Here is an 11,937-nt window from a genome sequence, read left to right on the forward strand (position 1 = left end):
CGTGGTAAGTCTCCCTCGGAAGCGGGCTACTCGGAGAGCAGGTCGTCGGGCACGGACGGCGTCCGCTCGTCCTCCGGGCACCAGTCGAACCGGAAGATGCTGTCGTTGGTGAGATACGTCGACAGCTCCTCCCGGGAGACCGACTCGTCGAACAGTTGCCGGGTCCCGGCGAGCTGGTACGTTGCTGGCGCCTTCTGGGTGCGGAGGGTGGCGACCCGACCGATCGGATCGTGTTCGTGGGAGTCGAGCCGGGCGGAGATGCGGTACTCCTCGGTGCCGACGCGCTCGATCCGGGAGACGAACGGCGGGTGGCCGACGGGACGGCGGGCCACCGCGAGCGTGGGATCGCCGAGGTACCGAACGCCGTCGACGCCCGCGAGGCGGGCACTGGTCGCGACCGAACGGCCGAGCACGAGGTAGATCGCGAGCTCCTGGGCGGTTTCGAGCGGGAGCGACTCGTCGGTCAGACAGGCGACCGAGACGGCGTCGTGGAGGCCGGTGATCTCCCCCGTCGACGGCCGCCCCCACTGGAACGTCACGGAGCCGACGGTGGCGTCGGGGAGCTCGTCGAACCCGAGCACGCCGTCGGAGCAGACGAACCCCGACTGGGAGATATCGCCCCCGTAGTGGACGTGCGCGTACGGCTCCCGGAGCAGCGCGCGGAGTTCGTCGCGGGTGACCGACGGCCGGTAGTCGGCGGTCGGCGGGTCGGCGAGGTCGAACCGCTCCCAGTCGACCGCTGCGAAGCGGTCCTGTTCCGGCTGGTCGAACCCCACGAACAGCACGGCGGCGCCCTCGGACGGTCGGTGCTCGTGGACGCTCGCACGCGCACGGGCAGCGGGCGGGAGGGCGGCGACGTGCTGGGGAACGTCCGGGCTGGTCGAGAGGTCGACCGGCTTCTCGGCGTCGGCGGCCGTTCGCGGGAGGCCGTCGTCGGTGACGTGGACGCGGGCGAGCGTGTTCAGGAGGTACGGCACCGCTTCGGCGTCGGTCGCCGTCGGCCGGAGGGTGCCGACCGTCGGCCAGTCGGGCACGTACGGACGGACCGTGTCGAACGGGACTTCGAGGTACTCGAGGAGCTGTCGGTGGATCGGCTCGTCGTACAGCTCCGGCGGGTAGAACGGGAGTTCAGGCCCGAGCTCGTCGTACTCGTAGCGGGGCATCGAGTAGTAGCCGCCGATGCGGACCAGGCTGTCGAGCACGATTGCGTGGCCGAGGAGATCGTCGACGGACCGCTCCAGCTCCGCCCCCGTCCCCAGCGGCTCGACGTGCTGGCTGCCGAGCCGGAGTTCGGCGTGCTCGCCGGGCACTACGTCGGCGCCGAAGTAGTGGGCGAGCGGCGTCACCCGGAGCACGTCGGCCGTGTCCCGGGGGACTGCGACGGTCACCTCAGTGTCGGGGCGGGAGAGGCCGTCGGGGACGTGGAGCTCGTCGCCGCGTTCGATCTCCGGAGGGTGGCCCCGGAGCGTCGGCCACGAACGCTCGGCCGACCACTCCTTGATCGCGGAGCCGAGGTACGACGCCGCCGTCATCAGGTCCTCGGGGTCGTCGGTCACCGATATCGTCGCGATCGGCGTCTCGTGGTGTGAGCGGGCGCCGACGACGATCTGGGACTGCTCGTCGACGGTCACCAGCAGCGACTCGGGGTTCTGCCCGTCCCCGACCAGCCGGCCGGTGATCTCGCCGTCGACGTACACGAGCAGTTTGAGCGCGGCGTCGATGTCGACGTACGCCTCGCCGAGGATCGTGAACTCGCCGTCGTCGACCGCCCCGTAGTGTTCGCCGTCGGGGCGGCGGATCTGAGCGGAGGCTCCGCCGTGGAGTTCGATCGACGAGGTCCGCAGGCTCACCGCGTCGTCGACCGGCACGTCGAACCACGCCCCCGTGGCGGGCGTCGGGGACGCGTCACGGTCGACGGTGATCCGTATCTCGCCGCCGCCCGCCTCGTCGCGGACCGTCAGTTCACCGTCGGAGAACGAGAACGATACGGGTGACTCCGTCATCGCCGCCTCCGATACATGGATGGAGGGAGTCGGTTGACACGTATATGTGTTACTAGGAGAGTGAAAGCGCGAAAACTACTCCCGCAGCTCGCGGACGTGCTCGACGTTCCACGCGAAGCTCCGGCCGTCCTCGGTCGGGGTCTCCAGCACGAACGGCTGGTCGCGCCACTCGGGGTGGTTGATTATCCGGCGCATGCCGTCGTCGCCGATGTGGCCGTCGCCGATGTGGGCGTGCTCGTCCTTGTTGGTCCCGCACTCGTGTTTGGAGTCGTTGAGGTGGATGTAGTGGAGATACTCCGTCCCCACCACGTCGTCGAACTCCGCGACCGTCTCGTCGACGGCCTCGGGCGTCGAGAGGTCGTAGCCCGCCGCGAACATGTGGGCGGTGTCGAGACAGACGCCGATCTCCTCGTCGGTCCGGTCGATCACTTTCGCGAGGTGCTCGAACTCCCCGCCGAGCTTGGTGCCGCTGCCCGCGTCGCTCTCGACGAGCACTGTCACGCCGTCGGGTACATCGAGGCTATCGATCACGTTCGCGGCGTTCTCGATGCCGCCCTCGACGCCGGCACCGGTGTGGGCGCCGAGGTGGACGTTCACGTACTCGATGCCGAGGCGATCGGCGGCGTCGACCTCCTGCTGCATCGAGTCGCGGCTCTTCTCCCGGAGGTCCTCCTTCGGCGTACAGAGGTTCACGAGGTAGGAGGAGTGGATCACCCACGGGCCGGCGAGCTCCTCTTCGGTCTCCTCGCGGAACCGTTCGGCCTCCTCGTCCTCGATGGTGCCGTGGTCCCAGACCTGCGGCGAGTGGGTGAACACCTGCCCGCAGTTGCCGCCGATCTCGACCTGTCGCTCGACCGCGTTGTCGACGCCCCCGGCGATGGAGACGTGTGCGCCGATCTTGAGCATGGTTCGACTGCGCGAGCGACTACCAAAAGCGGTTCGAAGCCGGGGGAGAGACCGACAGCCGCAGGTGTGGTCCCGCTACCGCTCGGCGTCGCGCTCGCGGATCCACGCGTCGTGCTCGTACTTCTCGGCCGCGATCTCCCGGCCGCGGGCCAGCTCCGCGTCGGTCCAACTCCCCTCCTCGGCGTCGGCCCACTCCTGCAGTGCGGTCTCGAAGGCGTCGACGGCCTCGGCGCGGCTCACGTCGACGATATCGGTGATCCCGGCCACGCGCTCGGAGAACTCCTCGGGAGTCACGCCCGGATCAGCGAAGACTGCGAGGTGGGCCTCGGGCCGGGCGTCGTAGGTGATCGAGCCGTGCTGGATCACGGCGTCCTTCCGGCGGTACTGGGCGTTCCCCGCCAGCTTCCGGCCGGCGCCGCCGTCGCTCACCACGTCGTGGGCGGGGTGGAGGCCGCGGAGGTAGCACGCCGGCTGGTAGATCGGCGGCCGCTCCTCGTCGACGAAGTCGGCGTCGACGCCCAGCCGCGCGAAGGCGTCGAGGATCGGCGGGCAGAGCTCGTGGTAGCTCTCGATCAGCTCGCCCGGGAGCTCGTCGGCGGGCGCGGCGATGGAGTAGGCGATGTCGCCCTCGTTGTCGTGGTAGATGCCCCCGCCGCCCGTCTGCCGCCGGGTCACGTCGACGCCCGCCGCCTCGCAGTGCTCCCAGTCGACCGTCTCCACGTCCTGCCCGTACCCCATCGAGAGGCAGGACGGCGCCCAGCGGTAGACCCGGACCGTTCGCGGGCCGCCGGCAGCCGCCGTCTCGGCGGCCACCTCGTCCAGCGCCATCTGCAGCGGGCCGGGGCGGGCCTCCTCGCGGATCAGCCGCCACTCCCGGTCGGCGTGGTCGGTCATGGCTCGCAGTGAGGGGGCGGCGGGAAAAGCGGTTGCGGTGGGATCGTCGGTGGGTACGAGATGTCGACTGATTCGCGAGGTGGCTGCGGTGGCGCGAGGCGTCGGCGCCTCCGTGCGCCGATCGAGCGCGAGGGACGAGCGACCAACGGGAGCGAGTCGGCTGGGGAGGTCTGTGGGCTGTACGGTGTGGGGTGGGACTGAAAGGGGCGACGCGCTCGGCGAAGGACGACGACGTAAGCACCACAGCGGAGTGAGCGAAGCGAACGGAGCGAGGAGCGCAGCGAGTCGCCCGAGCCGAGCGCGTCGGGGCTTTCACGGTGTTGCTGACCCCATCATTCCCAGAGCCAATCTCGGTCGTCGCCGCACGAAAGAGAACGAATCAGACGAACAACGCGGCACCCTTTTTCCCACGGATCACCGAATACGCGTATGGTCGGCAACGTCGCGAGCGTGATGGCCGAGCTCGAACCCGAGGACTTCTACCTCCTCTCCGGGCTCGAACAGGGGATGCGCTTCTCCGAGTGGGTCCAGCGCGAGAAGCTCCCCGAGTACGCCGACATGACCGCCGAGGAGGTCGACTACCGCATCGACCGCTGTGCCGACCGCGAACTCATCGAGCGCAAGACGATCCAGTACGAGGGGTACCGCCTCACGTTCGAGGGGTACGACTGCCTCGCGCTGCGGGCGTTCTCCGAGCGCGGCACGATCGAGGGGATGGGCGCCTCCCTCGGCGTCGGCAAGGAGAGCGACGTGTACGAGGTGCAGTCCTACGAGCCGATGGCGCTGAAGTTCCACCGCGAGGGGTACACCGAGTTCCGGAAAGTCGACAAGGAGCGGGAGTACACCGCCGACCGCAACCACGTCTCGTGGTTCTACACCGCCCGGAAGGCGGCCGAGCGGGAGCACGAGGTGCTCACCGAACTGTACCCGGACGTCTCGGTCCCCCGACCCGTCGACCAGAACCGCCACGCGATCCTGATGGAGAAGTTCGACGGCGTCGAACTGGAGCGAGCGTCGCTCCCCAGCGAGCAGGTCGTCGGCGTCTGCGATCTCGTGCTCCGGGAGATCCGCGACGCCTACGCGGCGGGGTACGTCCACGCCGACATGAGCCAGCACAACGTCGCCGTCGCCGAGAGCGGGATCACCGTGTTCGACTGGCCGCAGGCGGTCGCCACCGACCACGAGAACGCCGACGAACTGCTCGAACGCGACGTGGAGAACGTCGTCGGCTTCTTCCGGCAGAAGTACCCGCAGGAGATGCCCGACGCCGTGGACACGCGGGCGCTGGCAGCGGCGATCCGGGACGGCGAGTTCGGGAGCGTCGCGAAGTTCGAGGCGTAGGTTTCTCCCCCGAAAACGTATACCGCTCGGTTCGCCAACAGGAGTATGAGCAGTCCGACCGTCGAAGTCACCGGGAAGGCCGCCGTCGAAACCGAGCCGGAGTACGCGGTGTTCGTCGTCGAGACCGAGGCGGGCGGCGAGACGGTGTCGGGCGCACAGCGCCGTGTCGAGGACCGGCTCGCGGAGCTCGATCGGGAGCTCCCCGACTCCGTCGACGCCGCGAAGGACAGCGTCACCGGGCGCTCGGTCAACTCGGCCGACGAGCTGTTCGACCCCGACCGCGACGAGCCGTACGTCGCCAGCGCGACCGTCGAACTCCGGTGTGAGGGGGTCCCCGGCGACGACGTGGTGAACGCGGTCGCGGCCGCCGGGGGGACCGTGACCCGAACGGAGCCCCGCGTGACCGAGTCCCGACGCGAGGCGCTCCGCGAGGAACTGCTCGCCGCCGCGACGGAGAACGCCAGAGAGCAGGCCGAGATCGTCGCAGCCGCCGACGGGCACACGCTCGGCCCGGTCGTCAGCCTCGCGACGAAGGAGACGATGGGGTTCGACAGCATCGTCGAGGAGGCGCTCGCGACGGAGGTGAGCGCCGGCGTGCCGGCCGGGCAGATCGAGTTCACCGCCAGCGTCGACGCCACGTACGAGTTAGAGTAGTCGACCGGCGTCGGACCGACGCCGTCAGGTCTACCACCTATCGGCTCCAACGGCGACGCATGGAGATCACCGACCACGTCTACAGCCTGCCCGTGACGCTCGACCTCGGCGGCGCCGAACGGACGTTCACGCCGACGGCCGTCGAGACCGAAGAAGGGCTGATCCTGTTCGACACGACGCTGCCGGGGTACGCCGACGAACTCGACGCCGCGCTCGGGGAGCACGGGTTCGGGCTCGAAGACGTGCGCTTCGTCGTTCTCACCCACCACGACGGCGACCACGCGGGCGCGCTCGCGACCGTGCAGGACCGCACGGGCGCGCCGACGTTCGCCCACTGGGCCGAGGCGCCGTACGTCGACGGCCGGAAGTTCCCGGTCAAGTCCGACGACGAGCGCTACCCGCCGGCCCGCGTCGACGTGGAAGTCATCGACGGCGTCGGCTTCAGCACGCTCGCCGGCCCGATCGAACTGGTCGAGACGTTCGGCCACGCGCCCGGCCATAGCTCGTTCCACCTGCCCGAGGCCGATCTGCTGATCGCGGGTGACGCGCTGACCGCCGCCGACGGCGAACTCCACGGCCCGGCCGAGCAGCACACCCCGGAGATGGAGCGCGCGATGGAGTCGGTCGCGCTGCTCGGCGAACTCGAGTTCGACCACACGATCTGCTTCCACGGCGGTTACGCCGAGGCGGGCGACGAGCGAGTCCGGGAGATCGCGAACGGCGAGTAGCGCCCGCGCCGACGGGACCGTTTTTTCACTCCGCCCGCCCCAGCCCGAGGCATGACCGAGGACGCGCCCGCGGACAACCCCTACGTCCGCGAGCCCGACACCGAGTTCGCGCCGACGGGGAAGCTGTCGGCCGAGGACGCCCGCGAGCAGGCCGAACAGCTCCGCGAGGCGATCCGCTACCACGACTACCGCTACTACGTCGAGAACGATCCGGTCATCTCCGACCGGGCGTACGACGAACTGTTCGAACGGCTCGAAGAGCTGGAGGGGGCGTTCGACCTCGACACCGAGGGGTCGCCGACCGCCCGCGTCGGCGGCGAGCCGATGGACGAACTGGAGAGCGTCGATCTCGTGGTGCCGCTGCTGTCGATCGACTCCTCGGGCGAGGCCGACGACGTGCGGGCGTTCGACGACCGCGTCCGTCGCGAACTCGACGACGGCGCCGCGGTCGACTACGTCTGCGAACCCAAGTTCGACGGCCTCTCGATCGAGATCGTCTACGTCGAGGGGCGCTACGAGCGCGCGGCCACGCGGGGCGACGGCGAGACCGGCGACGACGTGACCGAGAACGTCCGGACGATCGCCTCCGTCCCGCAGCGACTCCGGGGGGACCCGCCCGGCGTGCTGGTCGTTCGCGGGGAGATCCACATGTCGCTGTCGGGGTTTCAGGCGCACAACCGCGAGCGCGTCGAGCAGGGGAAGGAGCCGTTCGCCAACCCCCGGAACGCCGCGGCGGGGAGCCTGCGACAGTTGGACCCCTCCGTGACCGCCGAGCGCCCGCTCGACTGCTTCTTCTACGACGTGCTCTGGGTCGAAGAGGAGCCGGCGCCGGTCGACGAGATCGGTCCCGAGGACGCCGATGCCGAGGAGGCCGCCTCCGTTGGCGGGCTGGCGCTCGACGGGCTCGACACCCACTGGGACGAACACCGGCAGCTCCCCGAGTGGGGGCTGCAGGTCAACGACCGCCACGAACTGGTCGACGGCGTCGACGACGCGATCGCGTTCCGGAACGACCTGCAGGCGGACCGCGACGACCTCGACTACGAGATCGACGGCACCGTGCTGAAGGTGAACGACCGCGAGCAGTGCCGGCAGTTGGGGACCACCTCGCGACACTACCGCTGGGCGTACGCCTACAAGTTCCCCGCGCGGACCGAGGAGACCCGGATCGCCGACATCGTCGTGCAGGTCGGACGGACCGGCCGGCTCACGCCGGTCGCGCTGCTCGACCCCGTCGACGTGGGCGGCGTGACGGTGTCGCGGGCCAGCCTCCACAACCAGTCGGAGATCGCCGAGTTGGGCGTCGACGTGGGCGACATCGTGACGGTCCAGCGAGCGGGCGACGTGATCCCGTACGTCGCCGAGGTGGTCGAGGACAACTCCGAGGGGCACTTCGAACTGCCCGACGAGTGCCCGGTCTGTGGCAGCGACGTTGAGGCGGACGGCCCGCTACGGTTCTGTACGGGCGGGCTCTCCTGTCCGGCCCAGCTCAAGCGGTCGGTCGAACATTACGCCGGCGACAGCGGGCTGGACATCGAGGGGCTCGGCGAGGAGGCGGCCGATCAGCTGGTCGAGGCGGGGCTGATCGAGGACTCGATCGCCGACCTCTACGAGATCGACGCCGAGGAACTCGCCGACTTGGAGGGCTGGGGGGAGAAGAGCGCCGAGAAGCTGCGCGAGGAGATCGAGGGGTCGAAGTCGCCGTCGCTGGGGTCGTTCCTCTCGGCGCTGGGCATCCCCGAGGTGGGGCCGACGATGGCCGCGGATCTGGCGGCCGCGTTCGGGAGCGTCGACGCGCTGCTCGATGCCGACGAGGAGGAGATCCGCGAGGTCGAGGGGTTCGGTCCGACGGTCGCCGGCCACGTCGCGGAGTTCTTCGCGAACGAGCGCAACCGTCGGGTGATCGAACGGCTGCGCGAGGCGGGCGTCGAGCCAGAACCGCCCGAATCGACGACCGCGGGCGACGAACTCGACGGGCTGACGTTCGTGTTCACGGGCGCGCTCTCGGTCACACGGGACGAGGCGCAGTCGCTGGTCGAGGCCCACGGCGCGAACGCGACGAGTTCGGTGTCCAGTAACACCGACTACCTCGTTGCCGGCGACGACCCCGGGCGGACGAAACGCGAGGACGCCGAGACCGAGGAGGTGCCGATCGTCGACGAAGGGGAGTTCGAGGAGCTGCTCGCGGACCACGACATCGAGTATCCGCCGGAGTGAGCGGTGGCAGCCGACGCGCGGAATCACAACCACCTTAACCCGGGCAACCAATAAACCCGAGTATGGCTGTGAACACGACCGCGCTGGGGCTCGCCGTCGTCCTCAGCGGGGCGGTCGCGGTGTTCCACTACGTTCGCGGGACGGAGTGGGAGTCCGCCCCGGATATCTCCGAGGAAGTGCTCGAACGCCGGGCCGCGAGCGTGCCCGAGACGGATTTCCCGGAGCCGTACAACCGATCCATCGGCGGCGGGGGCGCGCCCGCGGCCGCGGTCGGCGGCGAGGCCGCCGAGGAGGGGGAGCTCGAAGGCGAGACCGACGAGGGCGGCTCCGGCCCGGGCGACATCCCCGAGGACGAGGTCGAGTACTTCGAGGTGGAGTTCACCAAGCAGGGCGAGACGGTCGAGCTTCCGAACAACCAACCCATCCTCGACGCCGGCGAGGAGGAAGGGTTCGACCTTCCCTACGCCTGCCGGCAGGGGCAGTGTGTCTCCTGTGCCGGGCAGATTCAGGACGGCCCGAGCGAGGACTTCGTCGAGCACGACAACCAGGAGATGCTCTCCGACGAGGAGCTGGAGAACGGTTACACGCTGACCTGCGTCGCCTACCCGCGTGACGACTTCACGCTGGAGACGGGCGAGGCACCCTGACGACGGATCCTTTTTCGAGTCCGATCCTCCCGGACGGCGTCGGACGCGCCGATGCGCCCTTGTGACAGGACGCCCGAAGGGCACCCATGGATGTCCACGGCCACACGGTCCGCGGGGTCGACGTCGGGCCGCAGACGCGGTGTCGTCACTACGACAGCGAGCTCGACGTGATCGCGATCCGGTTCCCGTGCTGCGAGACGTTCTACCCGTGCTACGAGTGTCACCTCGCGGCCGCCGACCACGAGCCGGAGCGCTGGGGCGACGAGGGGAGAGACGACGCGGACGCCGACGCCGTGCTGTGTGGCGTCTGCGGGACGGTGCTGACCGTCGCCGAGTACGTCGACTGCGACGACCGCTGCCCGGCGTGTGACGCGGAGTTCAACCCCGGCTGTCGGCGACACTACGACCGCTACTTCGCGGAGGAACTGTTCGAAACGGCGGAGTGAAAACGAGGCTGCTCAGTACCGCGAGGGGAGGTAGGCCATCCCGAACAGGAAGAGGACGGTGACCCCGGAGAGGATGCCGACCCCCCAGAGCCCGTTGGTGTGGTCATGGTACTGCTCGGTCGCGGTGTTGTACTCCCGAAGCGTCTGGAAGTCAGAGGAGATGACGACCTCCTCGCCCGACTCGAAGTGGGCGAAGAACGTCTCGCCGGAGAGCGTGACGTTGCCGTGCTGGCCGACCGAGGTGCTCTGGGTCGCCCCGCTCTCGTTCTGCCACTCGATCACCGCCTCGTACGTCACGCCGCCGCCACCACCGTGGCCGCCGCCGCTGGACTCGCTCGCCTCGACCGTGGCGACGGTGTACGTCCGGTCGCCGACGGTGAACTCATCACCTTCTTGGTAGACCGAATCCTCCGCCGCGTCGAGCGCCGGCGCCTCGGAGGTGAGGACCAGTCCGAGCGACAGCCCCCCCACGACCAGGAAGAGGGCGGCGACGACTGCCACAGCGCGTCGTTGCATGTCCCGATGGTGGTAGACCCGGCGTAAAAACGGTTCCTCTTTCGGAGGCGATCGACCGGTGGCGAGCGCCGGATGCCGAGGAGATTTGTAGCTGTCAGTGTAACGTCGGGACGAATGTACGACCGAATCCTGCTGTCGACCGACGGAACCGCCGCCTCCACGGACGCGGAATCCCACGCGATCGAACTCGCGGCCGCACACGACGCCGAACTCCACGTGCTGTACGTCGTCGACGAGACCGTCTACAACGCCTACAGCGGCGACGAGTACGTCGACGAGGCCGAAGGCCCCGAACACGCGCTCGAAGAACACGGCGAAGAGACGATCGCGGGCGTCCGGCAGCGCGCGAGCGAGGCGGGCGTCGACTGCGTCGAGGCGCTGCGACACGGTCGCCCCTCGAACACGATCGTCGACTACGCCGACGAGAACGACGTCGACCTGCTCGTGCTCGGGACGAAGCGCCGCCCGGACGAGTACCGCGCGCTGCTGGGCAGCGTCACCGACCGGGTGCTCCGGATGACGGCACAGCCCGCGCTGGTGGTGAAAACCGAGGTCGAAGCGTAGCTGTGCCGACGCTCGACGGGCAGTACCGAAACGCGATCGAGACGCTGGCACCCGCGGTCGACGACGTGCCGTGGGCCCTGACGGGAAGCGCCAGTTTCGCGCTGCAAGGTGTGCCGGTCGAGCCGGACGATATCGACGTACAGACGACCGCCGCCGGCGCGTACGCGATCGAGAGCGCGTTCGAGGACCGAGTCGTCGACCCCGTGTCGCTCTCGACCGGCGAGCGGATCAAGTCCCACTTCGGCGTGCTCGAACTGCACGGCCTCCGCGTCGAGATCATGGGCGCAGTCCAGAAGCGACGCCCCGACGGGACGTGGGAGTCGCCGGTGGACGTCGAGGCACACCGGACGTTCGTCGAACTCGACGGGCGATCGGTGCCGGTGCTCTCGCTGGCGTACGAGGCCGACGCCTACGAGCGGTTGGGGCGACACGAACGCGCGGAACTGCTCCCCGCGCACGCGGACGACCCGTAGTCGAGGGGTGATACCCGAACTCTCGGCGGCGGAGGGACGTGCGGCGCGGGGTCGTTGCGATATCGAGACGGCGGCGATCGCGACGGGAAGTCGGGACAGCTCGCGCTACTCGTCGATCGTCGTCAGTAAGTAAGCCAAGGGCCGGATTTGAACCGGCGATGGGCGGCTCTGCAGGCCGCTGCGTTAGGCCGAACTCTGCCACCTTGGCGCGGTTGGTGGTTGGACACTCAGTCGTTTAAGCGTACCGTATCGGGCGCTTTCGCTGTGTGTCGAGAGAGATCGAGCGGGGAGCGATCAACTCGCTTCCCGCTCGAAGGTACGAGAATACCGCAATGAGTAGAGAGACGGCGAGTGCACTTTCCCAGCGGGTCGCCCACGCCAGTACTCGCCCACACGTAGGTGAGCTTAACTTCCGTGTTCGGGATGGGTACGGGTGTTGCCTCACCACTCTGGCCGTCTCACGCCGAGTCGCGGAATCGAACCGCGAAATACCATGCTCGGTGTGGATCGAACCGTGTGAATAAGCGTAGTCCAGTTCGCACCTGGAC

General features: G+C 69.1%; 12 protein-coding genes, 1 tRNA gene and 1 rRNA gene. 8 read left to right on the forward strand and 6 right to left on the reverse strand.

All coding sequences use genetic code 11. The features are described 5' to 3' along the window. Positions 1–26: 26 nt before the first annotated feature. The 3 genes from ACYQZ5_RS13420 to ACYQZ5_RS13430 all read right to left on the reverse strand — a co-directional run bounded on the left by ACYQZ5_RS13420 (position 27) and on the right by ACYQZ5_RS13430 (position 3,803). Entirely contained in the window at positions 27–2,003 is a 1,977-nt protein-coding gene (locus tag ACYQZ5_RS13420; protein WP_379818333.1) for a hypothetical protein, read from the reverse strand. 75 nt (positions 2,004–2,078) lie between these two features. Next, complete coding sequence (locus tag ACYQZ5_RS13425) at positions 2,079–2,909, reverse strand: deoxyribonuclease IV (RefSeq protein WP_379732339.1); 831 nt, start codon at positions 2,907–2,909, stop codon at positions 2,079–2,081. A 75-nt stretch (positions 2,910–2,984) separates the two neighbouring features. Continuing rightward, positions 2,985–3,803 carry a lipoate--protein ligase family protein gene (locus ACYQZ5_RS13430; protein ID WP_459846483.1) on the reverse strand — a complete coding sequence of 273 codons (819 nt, stop codon included), beginning with the start codon at positions 3,801–3,803 and terminating at the stop codon, positions 2,985–2,987. Positions 3,804–4,232: 429 nt separating this feature from the next. Here ACYQZ5_RS13430 and ACYQZ5_RS13435 point away from each other — a divergent pair, with 429 nt between their 5' ends. The 6 genes from ACYQZ5_RS13435 (at position 4,233) to ACYQZ5_RS13460 (ending at position 9,836) form a co-directional block, all read left to right on the forward strand. Next, the gene (locus ACYQZ5_RS13435) at positions 4,233–5,144 is read left to right on the forward strand and encodes a serine/threonine-protein kinase RIO2 (RefSeq protein ID WP_379731200.1); all 912 of its coding nucleotides are present in this window, start codon (positions 4,233–4,235) and stop codon (positions 5,142–5,144) included. 45 nt (positions 5,145–5,189) lie between these two features. After that, positions 5,190–5,798: an SIMPL domain-containing protein gene (locus tag ACYQZ5_RS13440; RefSeq protein WP_379818396.1), complete on the forward strand. Its 609-nt coding sequence runs from the start codon at positions 5,190–5,192 to the stop codon at positions 5,796–5,798. A 59-nt stretch (positions 5,799–5,857) separates the two neighbouring features. Continuing rightward, entirely contained in the window at positions 5,858–6,526 is a 669-nt protein-coding gene (locus ACYQZ5_RS13445; RefSeq protein WP_379731198.1) for an MBL fold metallo-hydrolase, read from the forward strand. Between the two features lie 51 nt (positions 6,527–6,577). Next, entirely contained in the window at positions 6,578–8,743 is a 2,166-nt protein-coding gene (gene ligA, locus ACYQZ5_RS13450) for an NAD-dependent DNA ligase LigA (protein WP_379731197.1), read from the forward strand. A 62-nt stretch (positions 8,744–8,805) separates the two neighbouring features. After that, positions 8,806–9,390, forward strand: a complete 585-nt coding sequence (locus ACYQZ5_RS13455) for a 2Fe-2S iron-sulfur cluster-binding protein (protein WP_379731196.1) — start codon at positions 8,806–8,808, stop codon at positions 9,388–9,390. An 86-nt stretch (positions 9,391–9,476) separates the two neighbouring features. After that, positions 9,477–9,836, forward strand: coding sequence for a CHY zinc finger protein (locus ACYQZ5_RS13460; protein WP_379731195.1), 360 nt, complete (start codon positions 9,477–9,479; stop codon positions 9,834–9,836). 12 nt (positions 9,837–9,848) lie between these two features. Here ACYQZ5_RS13460 and ACYQZ5_RS13465 read toward each other — a convergent pair whose 3' ends face one another. After that, a complete protein-coding gene (locus ACYQZ5_RS13465; RefSeq protein WP_379731194.1) occupies positions 9,849–10,352 on the reverse strand; it encodes a hypothetical protein in 504 nt (167 codons plus the stop codon). A gap of 114 nt (positions 10,353–10,466) precedes the next feature. On the opposite strand from ACYQZ5_RS13465, the gene ACYQZ5_RS13470 reads away from it, so the two are divergent. Next, on the forward strand, positions 10,467–10,916 hold the full coding sequence (locus ACYQZ5_RS13470; RefSeq protein ID WP_379731193.1) for a universal stress protein: 450 nt from the start codon (positions 10,467–10,469) through the stop codon (positions 10,914–10,916). Positions 10,917–10,918: 2 nt separating this feature from the next. Beyond that, complete coding sequence (locus ACYQZ5_RS13475) at positions 10,919–11,389, forward strand: nucleotidyltransferase domain-containing protein (RefSeq protein ID WP_379731192.1); 471 nt, start codon at positions 10,919–10,921, stop codon at positions 11,387–11,389. Between the two features lie 132 nt (positions 11,390–11,521). On the opposite strand, the gene ACYQZ5_RS13480 is transcribed toward ACYQZ5_RS13475, so the two are convergent. Both ACYQZ5_RS13480 and rrf read right to left on the reverse strand, forming a co-directional pair. Then, positions 11,522–11,597: transfer RNA gene (locus tag ACYQZ5_RS13480), tRNA-Cys, on the reverse strand. Between the two features lie 131 nt (positions 11,598–11,728). Further along, positions 11,729–11,850, reverse strand: a 5S ribosomal RNA gene (rrf, locus tag ACYQZ5_RS13485). Positions 11,851–11,937 lie beyond the last annotated feature (87 nt).

The sequence above is a fragment of the Halolamina salina genome (assembly GCF_054653455.1).

Excerpts from the sequence above, each read along its gene's own strand:
- ACYQZ5_RS13460 (WP_379731195.1), top strand. The coding sequence starts at position 9,477 with ATGGATGTCCACGGCCACACGGTCCGCGGGGTCGACGTCGGGCCGCAG.
- ACYQZ5_RS13430 (WP_459846483.1), bottom strand. The coding sequence starts at position 3,803 with ATGACCGACCACGCCGACCGGGAGTGGCGGCTGATCCGCGAGGAGGCC.
- ACYQZ5_RS13445 (WP_379731198.1), top strand. The coding sequence starts at position 5,858 with ATGGAGATCACCGACCACGTCTACAGCCTGCCCGTGACGCTCGACCTC.
- ligA (WP_379731197.1), top strand. The coding sequence starts at position 6,578 with ATGACCGAGGACGCGCCCGCGGACAACCCCTACGTCCGCGAGCCCGAC.
- ACYQZ5_RS13470 (WP_379731193.1), top strand. The coding sequence starts at position 10,467 with ATGTACGACCGAATCCTGCTGTCGACCGACGGAACCGCCGCCTCCACG.
- ACYQZ5_RS13440 (WP_379818396.1), top strand. The coding sequence starts at position 5,190 with ATGAGCAGTCCGACCGTCGAAGTCACCGGGAAGGCCGCCGTCGAAACC.
- ACYQZ5_RS13465 (WP_379731194.1), bottom strand. The coding sequence starts at position 10,352 with ATGCAACGACGCGCTGTGGCAGTCGTCGCCGCCCTCTTCCTGGTCGTG.
- ACYQZ5_RS13420 (WP_379818333.1), bottom strand. The coding sequence starts at position 2,003 with ATGACGGAGTCACCCGTATCGTTCTCGTTCTCCGACGGTGAACTGACG.
- ACYQZ5_RS13455 (WP_379731196.1), top strand. The coding sequence starts at position 8,806 with ATGGCTGTGAACACGACCGCGCTGGGGCTCGCCGTCGTCCTCAGCGGG.
- ACYQZ5_RS13425 (WP_379732339.1), bottom strand. The coding sequence starts at position 2,909 with ATGCTCAAGATCGGCGCACACGTCTCCATCGCCGGGGGCGTCGACAAC.
- ACYQZ5_RS13435 (WP_379731200.1), top strand. The coding sequence starts at position 4,233 with ATGGTCGGCAACGTCGCGAGCGTGATGGCCGAGCTCGAACCCGAGGAC.